This is a genomic window from Pseudonocardia sp. T1-2H, from assembly GCF_038039215.1.
Lineage (GTDB): Bacteria > Actinomycetota > Actinomycetes > Mycobacteriales > Pseudonocardiaceae > Pseudonocardia.
Genome location: NZ_JBBPCL010000001.1, coordinates 464,107 through 476,660 on the forward strand (window position 1 = coordinate 464,107; position 12,554 = coordinate 476,660).

The window sequence follows — 12,554 nt, forward strand, 5'->3', positions numbered from 1 at the left end:
GCCGCCTCCGCCGCGCTCGGTGGATCCGGCCCTACTCGACGGCGGCCGCGGTGCGGTACTGCTCGATGAGCCGGGTCCCACCTCGCCGAGCACCGGGCGTCCGACACTGCCCGGGTGGGCGAGCCACTCCTCGCTCGTGCAGACGGTGAGGCCGTTGGCCTCGGTCGCCCCGTAGTACTCGTGCAGCACCGGACCGAACCACTCGATCATGTCCCGCTTCACCGGCACCGGGCACGGCGCAGCCGCGTGGATGACGACTTCGAGCGACGACAGGTCGTAGCTTCGGCGGACCTGCTCGGGGAGCTTGAGCAGCCGGCTGAACATCGTCGGCACGACCTGGCTGTGCGTGACGCGGTGGCGCTCGACCAGATCCAGGTATCGCGATGCGCCCGGGCATTAGGAGAGCATCGGCGCCATCTCGGTCATCGGCGCCATCTCGGTCATCGGGTCTGCACCGGGAATGGCGAGGGCCGGGATCGAGTCCGGGGCGGCGAGCAGCAGCACACCGAGCGTGAGCAGCACGACCGCCGTCCCGTAGACCGCCACCCGGCGCCACGGAAGCGTCTTCTCGACGGCGATCAGCCCCGCGACGACGGCCATCCAGATGAGGCTCATGACCCCCAGTGCGAACAATGACGCCATCAGCGCCCAGCAGCACCCGACGCACCAGACGCCGTGCTTCGCGCCCATCCGCAGCGCACCCGAGCGGCCGTTACGCCAAGCGCTGAGAAGGAAGCCGAGCGGGCTGGTGCACTTGTCGAGGCAGACGTCCTTGAGGGGGGTCAGCTCGTAGAGCGCCGCGACGACGAGCGTGGCGCCCGCGACCCACCTCCCGGCACGGTCCCACGCGAACACGTCGCCCGGGATCCGGCCCAGTACTGCTGCCAGCGTGAAGGCACCCAGACCCGCGATGGTCCATGTGACCAGGTAACCCGCCGCGAACAGCAGCGGTGACAGCGGAGACCGCTTCTTGGTCATGCGGGAGTACAACGCGACCGTCGGGGCGACCGACGGGAACATCATCGCCGCCATCATCACGAGCCAGACCCCGAGGAACCAGCCCAGCCTGCCCAGCCCGGACCACGGCCCCTGGTCCATGCCGCGCATCTGGTGGGCCGTCCACCACCAGCCGACGCCGGCGAGAACGAACAGCGCGGCCACCAGCCCGAGCCGGACGCGGACGGCGGCGAACGCCGGCGCGAGACCGCCGGCTCGGCTGGGGCGTTCCCTCGCCGGAGCGCTCATCGGGGTCAGGCTGCCCAGGTGAATTCGGAGGTGGACAGACCGGTCTTGCCCTCGTACTCGATGCCGAAGGCGTTGATCCGCGAGCGCCGCGCCTCGGCCATCGTCAGGTTCGACCCGACCGGGTGGAACATGCCGTCGAACCGGACCGGCCGACCGTTCTCGACCCCGAACGGCACGATGTCCTCGATCTCGAACTCGATCGCGTCCCCGACGCGGACGCTGTGCAGCAACCCGTCGTCGGCCACCTCGATCGCCGCGCGCTCGACCCCGACGACCTCGCCCACGAGGGGAGCGAGCGCAGCCATCGGACCCCCGAGCTGTCCGCCGAACACCTGGACCAGCTTGTCGAACTGCTCGTCCGTGGCCTGGTCGTCGACGAACATCCCGAGCCGCCAGTTGCCGTCGGTCATGACCTTCGGCGTGTCGATGATCGTCACCACTCTGCGGCCCCGGACGTCGGTGCCATCAATCTCACCCTCGCGGATGTCGAAGGCCAGAGTCGCCCGACAGAAGTCGTAGGTGGCGCCATGGTCTAACGAGAGGTTGCACGGGCACATAAGCTCGCACGAGCAAGTCTCGGCGTAGCTGCCCTTGAGGTTCCACGACATCGCCGACCCCCTTCGCAGGACGAAAAGTGTCCATCCCCGGGATGAGCGGGTCAACCGCCCCCCGAGGGGATCACGAAGGCGCTTCGTTCGCCGCGCGGAGCAGTCGTCGCCCGGGTTGCGGGGAAGCCCACCTCTCTGCCTGACATCACCAGGCTGTGTCGGTCACTTCAGCACTCCGTCGCCACCGCCCCGCCTCGCCACGGCTGCAGACGTCGCACTCGACCACCAAACGCCGCCCCACCGAGTACAGGCGACTCAGACTGTCGCGTTGCTTACCGGGCCGCGGTAGGTACAGCCGGAGTGCATGTCTCTCTGACGGTTACTGCAGTCAGACCTGGAAGGGGTTTCTTGAGGCGTACCCGAATCCGCTCGGCGAGTACCTCGCTGCTGGGGTTGTCAAGCCCTGAACTTCGTTGAGAGAATAATGATCTAGCTGAGCCTCAAGTGGCTTCCAGCATCTTTCAGCTCACCGAAATCTTGGACCCAATGGTTCTCAAGGTCCAATTCTCCTTGGACGTAAACGAAGACTCGGTACGAGTGTCCGTGCAGTCGGGCACACTTGTGGCCGGCTGGCACGTTCGGCAGCCGATGGGACCTCACCGCGCTGCCCGTCGAGCCGGCTGCTGCTGGGCGGCGGCCATGATCGCGACGTTAGCCGTTCGCTCCCATCATGGCCCCCGATCCTGTGGACAACTGGCCCAGCAACGCTGCTGACCTGCGTGCCCCCGGCAGGATTCGAACCTGCGGCACCCGCTTTAGGAGAGCGGTGCTCTATCCCCTGAGCTACGAGGGCGTGCGAGGGACACTCTAGCCGCCGCCCTCAGACCGGCTCGAGCACGACCACCGGGATCCGACGTTCGGTGAAGCTCGCGTACTCCTCGTACGGCTTGTACATCTCCACCAGCCGCGGCCACAGGGCGTCCCGCTCCTCGCCCTCCGCGACCCGCGGCCGCACCCGGCGCTTCTCCCCGCCCGGCAGTTCGACCTGGGTGGAGTCCATCGCCATGAGGTTGTGGAACCAGGCCGGGTTGGCGTCCGTGCCGCCCTTCGATGCCACGACGACGAGGTTCGCGGCGTCGTCGAGGTAGTTCAGCGGGCTGACCCGCGCCTGGCCGGATTTCCGGCCGACGTGGTGCAGCACGAGGACCGGCGACGACCCGAGCCGGCCGCCCACCTTCCCCTTGGTGGCCCGGAACAGCAGCAGGTTCACCCGGGTCGCGAGGTGGAAGAGCTTCCAGAACGGCGAGTCCGCGGGCGGGGGCTTCTGCATGGCCGGGACCCTAGCGCGGGGGTGATCGATCGGACACCGAGTTGCCGCTCCTCCGCGCCTACCGTGGACATTCGGCCTGGGAAAGGCCGAAGGGGGACTACGGATGACGAAGACGCACGTGCGATGGGCACTGGCGGCACTGGCGCTCGGGGCGTTCGCGATCGGCACCGGGGAGTTCGCGATCATGGGCCTGCTGCCCGAGGCGGCGACGGGCCTGCAGGTGAGCATCCCGCACGCGGGCAGGTTGATCTCGGCGTACGCGCTCGGCGTCGTCGCCGGAGCCCCTCTGCTGATCGCGGCGGCCTCGAAGCTGCCGCGGCGCACCGCGCTCGTCGTCCTCATCGGGGTCTACGGCGGGGCGCACCTGCTCTCCGCGATCGCCCCCGACTACGGCTGGATGCTGGTCGCGCGCTTCCTCGCCGGTCTCCCGCACGGCGCCTTCTTCGGCATCGGCGCGATCGTCGCCGGCCGCCTGGTGGACCCGTCGAAGCAGGCGCGGGCGATGGCGATGATGTTGTCCGGGCTCACGGTCGCGAACATCCTCGGCGTCCCGGCGTCGACCCTGCTCGGGCAGATCGTCGGCTGGCGGTGGGTGTTCGGCGTCGTCGGGCTGATCGCGCTGCTCGCCGCCGCCGCGGTGACGTTCGCGGTGCCGGTCGTGCGCGGGGTGGCCACGCCGCGGCTGATCGAGGAGATCAAGGCACTCCGCCGCTTCCCGGTGTGGATCACGCTGCTGGTCTGCATCGTCGGCGGCGCGGCGCTGTTCTCCGTCTACAGCTACATCGCGCCGATGCTCACCGACGTGGCCGGGTACTCCCCGGCCGCGGTCACGCTGATCCTCGCGCTGTTCGGCATCGGCATGACCGTCGGCAACCTGGTCGGGGCGCGGCTCGCGGACCGCGGCCCGGTGCGCGCGGTGGTCCTGTTCTTCGGGCTCGACGTCGTGCTCGCGCTGTTGCTGGTGCCCGCGCTGCAGAACCGGGTCACCGCGGCGGTCGTGCTGTTCCTCTTCGCGGTGTCGGTGTTCGGCACCATCCCGGGGATCCAGCTGCGGATCATCAACGGGGCGGGGGAGGCGCCGCACATGGCCTCCGGAGCGATGCACATGGCGTTCAACGCGGCCAATGCCGTGGGCGCCTGGCTCGGCGGCCTGGTGATCGCCGCCGGGTTCGGCTACACGGCGCCGGCGTTCGTCGCGGCCGGGCTCGCCTTCCTCGGGGGCGCGATCGCGCTCTTCGCCGGCTGGCGGGAGCGCCGCGTGTCCTCCCGGATCGGGGACGACCCACTGGTCAGCGCCGGGTGAGCGCCTCGGCGACGATCTCGGCCATCACCGCGTAGCCGGCGTCGTTGGGATGAAAGTGGTCGGCGGCGAGCCGGCCCTTCCACCCCCGCATCCGCGGGTCCCGGAACTCGGCGAGGACCTGGCCCCGGTGGGCCACCGCCTCGTCGATCAGGCGGTTGAACTCGAGGGCGTCCGAGTACCGGCCGGGCTGGTTGCCGATGATCGTCCCGGGCGGGAGCCGGTCCAGCAGCATGCTCAGCCGCCGGGCCGCTCCGCCCCGGTGCGGCGGGCTCATCAGGTCGTTCGTGCCGATCATCACCGTCAGGACCGCCGGCTCCACGCCGAGCGAGGCCATGGCGGGCAGCTGGAGATCCAGCACGTCCTGGATCCGGCCACCGCTCATGGACAGGTTCACGCAGCGGTGACCGGGCAGCGACGGCGCGAGCTGCCCGACCCAGCCGCGGTCGTACCGGCTGGCGCCGATGCCCTGGGACATCGAGTCCCCGAGGACCACCCACAGCGGGCCGGTGGCGACGAGCGCCTCGCGGTTGTGCTCCGCCCAGGCCTGCGCGTAGGGGGCGGTCTGCGCCTGGACGTCGCGCACCCCGGGCAGGAGGCGGGACAGGAACGACACGACGGGACCCGTTGGCCGGCCCGTCAGGTTGGAGAACGTGAAGTCCGCGGGGAGGGATTCGGGCACGCGACCCAGTGAACCAGGACTCGGTGACCGCGGCCCGTGAGCAGCGTGTTCGTCCCGCGAGATCACACATTTCCGCACCGGATGATCCGCCCGTATCGCCCGCGGAGCGCGGCGGCCCCGGCCCGCGGACACTAGCGTCGCGGCCATGACCGACACACCGAGCGTCGCACTGCTGGGCACCGGGATCATGGGCAGCGGGATGGCGCGCAACATCCTGGCCGCGGGCCTGCCACTGACCGTCTGGAACCGGACCGCGGACAAGGCGCGGCCCCTCGTCGAGGACGGGGCGCGGCTCGCGGAGGACCCCGCGGACGCGGTCCGGGGCGCGGACGTCGTCATCACGATGCTCGGCGACGGCTCCCACGTGCTCGACGTCATGCGGTCCGCCGCGGCGGGGCTGCGGGCCGGTCAGGTCTGGGCCCAGATGACGACCGTGGGACTCGCTCCGCTGAACGATCTCGTCGCGTTCGCGAGGGAGCACGAACTGGTGCTGGTCGACGCGCCGGTGCTCGGGACCAAGGGCCCCGCCGAGGCAGGACAGCTGCAGATCTTCGCGGCGGGACCGTCCAGTGCCCGGGTGGTGCTCGACCCCGTCTTCGAGGCCGTGGGGAGCAAGACCGTCTGGCTGGGGGAGAAGGCCGAGGAGGCGACGGCGAGCCGGCTCAAGCTCGTCGCCAACAACTGGGTGCTGGAGCTGACCGCGGCGGTGGGGGAGACGCTCGCCCTGGCCAAGGGCCTGGGCGTGGACCCGCAGGCGTTCCTCGACGCCGTCGAGGGCGGCCCGCTGGACCTGCCCTACCTGCGGGTGAAGGCCGAGGCGATCCTGACCGGGCACATGAGCGCGAGCTTCACCGTGGACAACGGCGCGAAGGACCTCGGCCTGATCACCGAGGCCGCGCGGGACGCGGGCGTCCGGCTGGATCTCGCCCCGGCCGCCCTCGAGCGCTTCCGCCGCGCCGCCGACCGCGGCCACGGGGACGACGACATCGCCGGCGCCTACTACGCCAGCTTCGACGAGTGACCCGACTCGCGAGGCGATCACGGGGGATTCTCAGGTCCGTCTCAGAAGGTCGGTAGAGACTGACCGCATGCGAATCCTCGTCGTCGACGACGACCGTGCGGTGCGCGAGTCCCTGCGCCGTTCGCTCGCGTTCAACGGCTACCAGGTGGAGCTGGCGAGCGACGGCCAGCAGGCCCTGGACTCGGTGCTGGCCCAGCGCCCCGACGCGATGGTGCTCGACGTGATGATGCCCCGCCTCGACGGTCTCGAGGTGTGCCGGCGCATGCGCGCGGCCGGCGACGAGCTGCCGATCCTCGTGCTCACCGCGCGGGACGCCGTGTCGGACCGGGTCGCCGGCCTGGACGCGGGCGCGGACGACTACCTGCCCAAGCCCTTCGCCCTCGAGGAGCTGCTCGCCCGGCTCCGCGCACTGCTGCGCCGCCGCTCCGTCGACGACATCGCCGCGGCCGCGGCCGGGCTGAGCAAGCCGCTGGAGTTCGTGGACCTCTCGCTGGACCCGGACACCCGCGAGGTCCGCCGCGGCGAGCGCCGGATCAGCCTCACCCGGACCGAGTTCTCGCTGCTGGAGCTGCTGCTCACCAACCCCCGCCGGGTGCTGAGCCGCGCGCAGATCCTCGAGCAGGTGTGGGGCTACGACTTCCCGACCACCGGCAACGCGCTGGAGGTCTACATCGGGTACCTGCGCCGCAAGACCGAGGCCGACGGCGAGCCCCGGCTGATCCACACCGTCCGCGGCGTCGGCTACGTGCTGCGGGAGTCCCCGCCGTGACGGCTGCCGGTCCCGCCGAGCACCACACCGACCATGATCATCCGCACGGCCGCTCCCAGCGCCTGGACCGCTTCAGCCTGCGCGCCCGGATCGGGATCCTCGCCGCCGGGGTCGCCGCGGGTGTGGTGGTGCTCGTGTCCACGGCGGTCTTCCTGATCGTCCGGCAGAGCATCTTCGAGACGCTCGACGACAACCTGCTGCAGCGGGCCACGGCCGCCGCGCAGAGCGAGCTTGCGGACCCGGAGCAGCTCGCCACCACCTCGCCCGAGGCGCTCGGCGCCGGGGACATCCGGATCGCGCTGTTCTACTCGTCGGGCCTCGCGCAGTCCGCGGAGGCGCGCGCGTCCTCGCCGCCGCTGAGCCAGACGGAGCTCGAGGTCGCGCAGGGGGTCAGGCCCTACTCGGTGCGGACGGCCGGGGACTACGAGGTCGTCGCGGTCGCCGCGGGGCCGGGCCGCGCGCTGGTCATGGCGCAGAAGCTCGAGTCCACCCAGCAGGTCCTGGCGAAGCTCGCGATCGCCCTGCCCGTGATCGGCGGGATCGGCATCGTGCTGGCGGCCGCGCTGGGCGTCGCCGTCGCCCGCGCGGGGTTGCGCCCGGTGCAACGCCTCACGACCGCCGCCGAGCGCGTCGCGTCCACGGGGGACCTTCGGCCCATCCGCGTCTCCGGCTCGGACGAGCTGGCCCGGCTCACCGTCAGCTTCAACGAGATGCTCGGCGCGCTCGCGTCGTCGCAGGAACAGCAACGCCGGCTCGTCGCGGACGCCGGGCACGAGCTCCGGACCCCGCTCACCTCCTTGCGCACGAATCTGGAGCTCCTCGCGGCGGCGGCCCGCCCCGGTGCGCCCGTCCTGCCGGAGGAGGATCGTCGCGAGATCGTCGACGACGTCCGCGGGCAGGTCGAGGAGCTGACCCAGCTGGTGGGGGACCTCGTCGAGCTCGCGCGCGACGACCCGCAGATGGTGATGATCGAGCCCGTCGAGTTCACCGACGTCGTGGACCGGGCCCTCGAACGCGCCCGCCGCCGGGCCACCACGGACGTCACCTTCGACGTGCACCTGATGCCCTGGACCCTCATCGGGGACTCGACGGCGCTGGAGCGCGCGGTGCTGAACCTGCTGGACAACGGGGTGAAGTGGAGCGCGCCGGGCGGCACCGTGCGGGTCTCGATGGTCCCGGTCGACGACTGGACGGTCGTCCTGGAGGTCGCGGACTCCGGCCCCGGCATCGCGGACGAGGACCTGCCGCGGGTGTTCGACCGCTTCTACCGCGCGGACACCTCGCGCACGATGCCTGGCTCCGGGCTGGGCCTGGCGATCGTCCGGCAGGTGGCGGTGCGGCACGGCGGGGCGGTGTGGGCGGCCCGGGCGCCGGAGGGTGGGGCGCTGCTGAGCCTGCGGCTGCCCGGGCGGCGGCCGGCCTAGCCCGACCTCAGGCCAGGGCGAGCTGCGCCGAGGGCGTGAACGTGGAGTCCATCAGGAACGGGGTGATCTTCTGCGCCGGGGCGGTCATGGCTGGTCCTTCCGGACGACGGCGGCCAGCCAAGCCCGCCAGGCCTCGGTGAGGGCCTCGGCGCTCTCGCCGGGGCCGAAGTGGTGGTGCCCGACCGCGACCGGCAGGCCGATCGCGGACCGTTCGTGGAAGCGGACGAGCGCGTCGCCGGTGCGGAGGCCGACGTACCGGTCCGTCAGGTAGTCGATCTCGCCCTCGAGGACCCGGCCGGCGAGCTCGAGGCGGACGGGATCGCCGATGGCGGCGACGTCCAGTGCGGCCCGGATGCGGGGCCAGACGGCCGGGTCCGCGGCGGCGTCCACCTCGGCGTAGAGGGCCGGACGGCCGGCGAAGTACCGGAGGTACTGGCCGAGGCTGTGCAGGTACATGCTCCAGCCGAGGGCCGTCATGCCCTCGAACTCGTCGTCCCATTCGTCCCCGAGGACCCCGCTGTGGACGAACCGCAGGACGGTCGTGCCGTCCCGGCCCTCGATCACGTAGTCGAACGCGTCCGTCCCGGCGCGGCACTTCAGCTGCTCCGGCGCCCGGTCGACCTCCACCGTGGTGTCCGCGCGCACGTCCATCGGCATGAACCAGCCCGCGAGCCCGTCGGGTGTGGAGATCGCGGCCCACACCTGCTCGGGCGTGGCCGGGAGCGCGACCTCGCGGCGGATCTCGAACTCACGCGGCATCCGGGTCCTCCGGGCTCATCGATGGATGGAGGGCGACGACGACGCGGTGCCGCCGGCCGCCCTCCGCCCCCTGGTCGTGGTAGCGCGCGACGAGCCCGCCGACGGCGTCCGTCAGCTCCCGGGTGAACGCCGCGCGGTCCGCCGCGGAGGCGAACCGCACCTCGCCGTCCAGGGCGAACGTGGCGACCCGCTTACGGGTCCGGGTGCCGCCGACGATCAGCTCGCCCACGTCCCGCAGGAGCCGCGCGGCGACAGCGAGGAGCCACTGCGCGGACAGCCGGTCCGGTGTGCGGGCGGGATCCGGGGCGACCAGGGCCCACGCCTCGGGCGAGATCACATAGGCGCCGGCCGAGGCCCGCATCACACGCTCGGTCATGTTGCCCTTGCGCCGCTCCTCGACGAGCTCGACGAGGCCGTGCGCCTCCAGCGCGCGCAGGTGGTAGTTCACCTTCTGCCTGGTCAGGCCCACTTTCAGGCTCAGCGTGGCCGCCGACGCGGGCTCCGCGAGCTCGCGGAGCAGCCGCGCCCGGACGGGGTCCAACGCCACCGCCGCCGCGGCCGGGTCCGCGATCACCGCCGTCTCCTGCACGCCGACGACGGTGCCACCGACCAAATCGACTGTCAAGACAAATATTGTTGTCGGTGTGGCCGAGCGGTCGGTCCGGGTTGGCCATACCCTCCTGACTCTCCGGGGTCGGGTCCGCCGGCCCCCGGACCCGGACACGGAGAGCACATGACGGATGCCCGCGGCGCCGCCGCCCCCGACCCCCTTCGCGAGCACGAGCCGTCCGGCGGGACGCCCGGGTCCGGTGCAGAACCGTGCCCGCCCGGGGTGGGGACTCCTGCGACGGAGGGCGCGTCCCTGCCGGGTCCGGCCTGGGGGACACCGCTCGGGAACACCCCGGCTCCCGGGACGCCGGCACCGGGCGTCCCGCTCGCCGCGGAGCCCGGGCCGGGGTCATCGGCGGCCGAGGCCGAGGCCCGCGCGGCCGAGGCCCCGACCCCGCCGGGAGGCATCGCGGTCCCGCCCGCGGAGCGCGCGATACCGTCCGTCGCGTCCCGGGCGTCCACGGGGAGGACCGAGGTGGAGGCCGCGCCGGCGGATCGCGAGCCGGCGCACGCCCTCGTGGACGATCCCCACCCCCCGGAGCACCACCTCCGGGACGGCCGTTCGCGTCCCGCCTGGCTCGTCCCGCTCGTCGGGGCACTGGTGATCGCGCTGCTCGCCGGGGCCGTCGGGGGCGGCATCGGCTACGCCCTGGCGAGCCGCGGCGACGGGGGCGACCGGGGCGTGCTCAGCGCGCCCCTGCCGGACGTCGACCCGTCCGAAGGGCCGATCGAGGCCGTCGCGGCGAAGGTGTTGCCGAGCGTCGTCCAGCTGAAGGTCGACGGCCAGGGAGCCGGGAGCCGCGGCACGGAGGGCGAGGGCTCCGGCATGGTGCTCAGCGCGGACGGGCTGATCCTCACCAACAACCACGTCGTCCAGGGCGCCGCGGCCGGGGCGACGGTCGCCGCCGTGCTGCAGGACGGCCGGGCGGTGCCGGTGCGCGTCGTCGGCGCCGATCCCAGCTCGGACATCGCCGTCGTCCGGGCGGACGGCGCCGCCGGCCTCGTGCCGATCGAGCTCGGCAACTCGGACTCGCTGCGGGTCGGGCAGCAGGTCGTGGCGATCGGGTCGCCCCTCGGGCTCGGCGGCACCGTCACCACCGGCATCGTCAGCGCGCTCGACCGGGCGGTGAGCGTCGGCGGCGAAACCGGCGGCGACGCGACGGTCCTCAACGCCGTGCAGACCGACGCCGCGATCAACCCGGGCAACTCCGGCGGCCCGCTCGTCGACGTCCGGGGCAGGGTCGTCGGGATCAACTCGGCGATCGCGAGCACCGGCGGCGCGCAGGGCGGCTCGATCGGCGTCGGCTTCTCGATCCCGATCAACCAGGCCAAGCGCGTCGCGGACGAGCTGGAGCGCACGGGCAAGGCGACTCGGCCCGCGCTCGGGCTGAGCCTGACCAGCGTCGGCGTCCCCGTGACGGGCGGCGCGGTCGTCGGCCAGGTGAACCCCGGCGGGCCCGCGGAGAGGGCCGGGATCCGCCCCGGTGACGTCGTGACCAGGATCGATGATCGCCTGGTCACGGACTCCGACGAGCTCGTCGCGGCCGTCCGGGACCACGCCCCGGGGGACGTCGTCACGCTGTTCCTCGGCGCCCGTCAGGTCCAGGTCACCCTGGAGGGCCGGACCGGGTGATCAGGTCTGGGCGGATCCGGTGCCCCGCAGGTTTCGTTGACGCGCGCACCGGGAACATAATGGTGTTCGGCCTGTCCCGGATCGTGGTGCCCCGCGCACCGGGACTCGCGAGGGCCGCGTCGGCGCCGGAACCCCCTCCCTGCGTCGGCGCGGCCCCCCGCCGTACTCCGGTCCACGCCCTACTACGGTGAGCACATGGAGATGGCGCCACCTCAGATCGGCCGTGCCCTCGTGGTGATCGTCGACGACCGGGTGAGCCATGGCGAACGTCAGGACGCCACGGGCCCGCTGGTCAAGGAACTGCTCGAAGAGGCCGGCCTCGTCGTCGACGCCGTCGTCGTCGTCCCCGGAGAGGCCGTCGCGATCCGCAACGCGCTGAACACCGCCGTGATCGGTGGCGTGGACCTGGTGATCACCGTCGGGGGCACCGGCGTGTCCCCGCGGGCCGTCACCGCCGACGCGACCGCGGGCGTCCTGGACCGGCCGATCCCCGGCATCGCCGAGGCGATCCGGGCGTCCGGGCTGGCCGCGGGTGCCGTCGACGCGGGTCTGTCCCGCGGGCTCGTCGGTGTGTCGGGTAGCACGCTGGTGGTGAACCTGGCGTCCTCACGCGCCGCGGTCCGCGACGGCATGGCGACGCTCAGCCCCCTGGTCGCGCACGTGATCGGTGAGCTCTCCGGCCTCGCGGAGGACTGACTCCGGCCGCGACGCTGCGGCCGGGATTCCGGATCAGGCCTTCCTGCCCTCGTCGGTGTCGTCGCGACCCGCCGCCGGGGCCGAGGGCGTGATCGGCGTCCCCGTCGACGTCGGGGTGTCCGCGGTGCCGGTGGTCCCGGTCGGCGCGGCCGGCGTCGGGCCTCCCGACGGCGTCCCCACGTTCGGGACAGGGTCCGCCGAACCGGGGGTGCCGCGGTGCAGCACCTCGCCGACCTTGCCCTTCACCGTGCCGATCTGCTGGCTGTACTTGCCGCCGGTGGCCTTGTCCGCCTTCTCGGCGGCCTTGCCGAGGCCCGCCTTGGCCTTGACGGCCGCCTTCTCCGCGTAGGGCTTGGCCTTCTCGGCGTATGGCCCGGCCTTCTCCTTGGCCTTCTCCGCGTACGGCCCGGCCTTCTCCTTGGCGGTGTCCGCGATCTCCTTCACCTTGTCCAGGAATCCCATGGTGTCCCCCGGTTCTCGTCAGCCCGCCGGTCGGGCCACTGACGACCATGGTGGCACCGAATCGACCGGCCCGGCG

The 12,554-nt window shown here is 72.5% G+C and carries 14 protein-coding genes, 1 tRNA gene and 1 pseudogene; 6 read left to right on the forward strand and 10 right to left on the reverse strand.

Translation table 11 applies throughout. From position 1 onward, the window contains the following. Window positions 1-84: 84 nt before the first annotated feature. The 6 genes and pseudogenes from WBK50_RS02315 to WBK50_RS02335 all read right to left on the reverse strand — a co-directional run. A pseudogene (locus tag WBK50_RS02315) lies at window positions 85-375 on the reverse strand (AMP-binding protein); the annotation flags it as partial. Window positions 376-396: 21 nt separating this feature from the next. Beyond that, window positions 397-1,245: a DUF2182 domain-containing protein gene (locus WBK50_RS02320; RefSeq protein ID WP_341334007.1), complete on the reverse strand. Its 849-nt coding sequence runs from the start codon at window positions 1,243-1,245 to the stop codon at window positions 397-399. Between the two features lie 5 nt (window positions 1,246-1,250). Beyond that, entirely contained in the window at window positions 1,251-1,853 is a 603-nt protein-coding gene (locus WBK50_RS02325; RefSeq protein ID WP_341334008.1) for a DUF1326 domain-containing protein, read from the reverse strand. A 429-nt stretch (window positions 1,854-2,282) separates the two neighbouring features. Beyond that, the gene (locus WBK50_RS34895; protein ID WP_445942210.1) at window positions 2,283-2,453 is read right to left on the reverse strand and encodes a 6-pyruvoyl trahydropterin synthase family protein; all 171 of its coding nucleotides are present in this window, start codon (window positions 2,451-2,453) and stop codon (window positions 2,283-2,285) included. A 120-nt stretch (window positions 2,454-2,573) separates the two neighbouring features. Beyond that, a tRNA-Arg gene (locus tag WBK50_RS02330) sits at window positions 2,574-2,646 on the reverse strand. 27 nt (window positions 2,647-2,673) lie between these two features. After that, on the reverse strand, window positions 2,674-3,123 hold the full coding sequence (locus WBK50_RS02335; protein ID WP_341334009.1) for a nitroreductase/quinone reductase family protein: 450 nt from the start codon (window positions 3,121-3,123) through the stop codon (window positions 2,674-2,676). A gap of 103 nt (window positions 3,124-3,226) precedes the next feature. Between WBK50_RS02335 and WBK50_RS02340 the strand changes: the two genes are divergently transcribed. Next, entirely contained in the window at window positions 3,227-4,426 is a 1,200-nt protein-coding gene (locus tag WBK50_RS02340) for an MFS transporter (RefSeq protein WP_341334010.1), read from the forward strand. Here WBK50_RS02340 and WBK50_RS02345 read toward each other — a convergent pair. Further along, a complete protein-coding gene (locus WBK50_RS02345) occupies window positions 4,413-5,105 on the reverse strand; it encodes an SGNH/GDSL hydrolase family protein (protein ID WP_341334011.1) in 693 nt (230 codons plus the stop codon). The genes WBK50_RS02340 and WBK50_RS02345 overlap by 14 nt on opposite strands. 145 nt (window positions 5,106-5,250) lie before the next feature. On the opposite strand from WBK50_RS02345, the gene WBK50_RS02350 reads away from it, so the two are divergent. From WBK50_RS02350 to WBK50_RS02360, 3 genes are all read left to right on the forward strand, one after another. Then, complete coding sequence (locus tag WBK50_RS02350) at window positions 5,251-6,126, forward strand: NAD(P)-dependent oxidoreductase (protein WP_341334012.1); 876 nt, start codon at window positions 5,251-5,253, stop codon at window positions 6,124-6,126. Window positions 6,127-6,193: 67 nt separating this feature from the next. Beyond that, window positions 6,194-6,895, forward strand: coding sequence for a response regulator transcription factor (locus WBK50_RS02355; protein WP_341334013.1), 702 nt, complete (start codon window positions 6,194-6,196; stop codon window positions 6,893-6,895). Beyond that, a complete protein-coding gene (locus tag WBK50_RS02360) occupies window positions 6,892-8,319 on the forward strand; it encodes a sensor histidine kinase (protein ID WP_445942211.1) in 1,428 nt (475 codons plus the stop codon). Before WBK50_RS02355 ends, WBK50_RS02360 begins: the two co-directional genes overlap by 4 nt. Window positions 8,320-8,403: 84 nt before the next feature. On the opposite strand, the gene WBK50_RS02365 is transcribed toward WBK50_RS02360, so the two are convergent. Both WBK50_RS02365 and WBK50_RS02370 read right to left on the reverse strand, forming a co-directional pair. Next, complete coding sequence (locus WBK50_RS02365) at window positions 8,404-9,078, reverse strand: SRPBCC family protein (RefSeq protein ID WP_341334014.1); 675 nt, start codon at window positions 9,076-9,078, stop codon at window positions 8,404-8,406. Then, complete coding sequence (locus WBK50_RS02370) at window positions 9,068-9,667, reverse strand: ArsR/SmtB family transcription factor (protein WP_341339266.1); 600 nt, start codon at window positions 9,665-9,667, stop codon at window positions 9,068-9,070. Before WBK50_RS02370 ends, WBK50_RS02365 begins: the two co-directional genes overlap by 11 nt. 144 nt (window positions 9,668-9,811) lie before the next feature. On the opposite strand from WBK50_RS02370, the gene WBK50_RS02375 reads away from it, so the two are divergent. Both WBK50_RS02375 and WBK50_RS02380 read left to right on the forward strand, forming a co-directional pair. After that, window positions 9,812-11,320, forward strand: a complete 1,509-nt coding sequence (locus WBK50_RS02375; protein WP_341334015.1) for a trypsin-like peptidase domain-containing protein — start codon at window positions 9,812-9,814, stop codon at window positions 11,318-11,320. A 201-nt stretch (window positions 11,321-11,521) separates the two neighbouring features. After that, the gene (locus WBK50_RS02380; protein ID WP_445942337.1) at window positions 11,522-12,016 is read left to right on the forward strand and encodes a MogA/MoaB family molybdenum cofactor biosynthesis protein; all 495 of its coding nucleotides are present in this window, start codon (window positions 11,522-11,524) and stop codon (window positions 12,014-12,016) included. A 33-nt stretch (window positions 12,017-12,049) separates the two neighbouring features. On the opposite strand, the gene WBK50_RS02385 is transcribed toward WBK50_RS02380, so the two are convergent. Further along, on the reverse strand, window positions 12,050-12,478 hold the full coding sequence (locus tag WBK50_RS02385) for an antitoxin (protein WP_341334016.1): 429 nt from the start codon (window positions 12,476-12,478) through the stop codon (window positions 12,050-12,052). Between the last annotated feature and the right edge of the window lie 76 nt (window positions 12,479-12,554).

Bases quoted from the DNA above. Each gene is read 5' to 3' on its own strand.
- WBK50_RS02320 (WP_341334007.1), bottom strand. From the start codon at position 1,245: ATGAGCGCTCCGGCGAGGGAACGCCCCAGCCGAGCCGGCGGTCTCGCG.
- WBK50_RS02325 (WP_341334008.1), bottom strand. From the start codon at position 1,853: ATGTCGTGGAACCTCAAGGGCAGCTACGCCGAGACTTGCTCGTGCGAG.
- WBK50_RS02335 (WP_341334009.1), bottom strand. From the start codon at position 3,123: ATGCAGAAGCCCCCGCCCGCGGACTCGCCGTTCTGGAAGCTCTTCCAC.
- WBK50_RS02340 (WP_341334010.1), top strand. From the start codon at position 3,227: ATGACGAAGACGCACGTGCGATGGGCACTGGCGGCACTGGCGCTCGGG.
- WBK50_RS02350 (WP_341334012.1), top strand. From the start codon at position 5,251: ATGACCGACACACCGAGCGTCGCACTGCTGGGCACCGGGATCATGGGC.
- WBK50_RS02355 (WP_341334013.1), top strand. From the start codon at position 6,194: ATGCGAATCCTCGTCGTCGACGACGACCGTGCGGTGCGCGAGTCCCTG.
- WBK50_RS02365 (WP_341334014.1), bottom strand. From the start codon at position 9,078: ATGCCGCGTGAGTTCGAGATCCGCCGCGAGGTCGCGCTCCCGGCCACG.
- WBK50_RS02375 (WP_341334015.1), top strand. From the start codon at position 9,812: ATGACGGATGCCCGCGGCGCCGCCGCCCCCGACCCCCTTCGCGAGCAC.
- WBK50_RS02380 (WP_445942337.1), top strand. From the start codon at position 11,522: ATGGCGCCACCTCAGATCGGCCGTGCCCTCGTGGTGATCGTCGACGAC.
- WBK50_RS02385 (WP_341334016.1), bottom strand. From the start codon at position 12,478: ATGGGATTCCTGGACAAGGTGAAGGAGATCGCGGACACCGCCAAGGAG.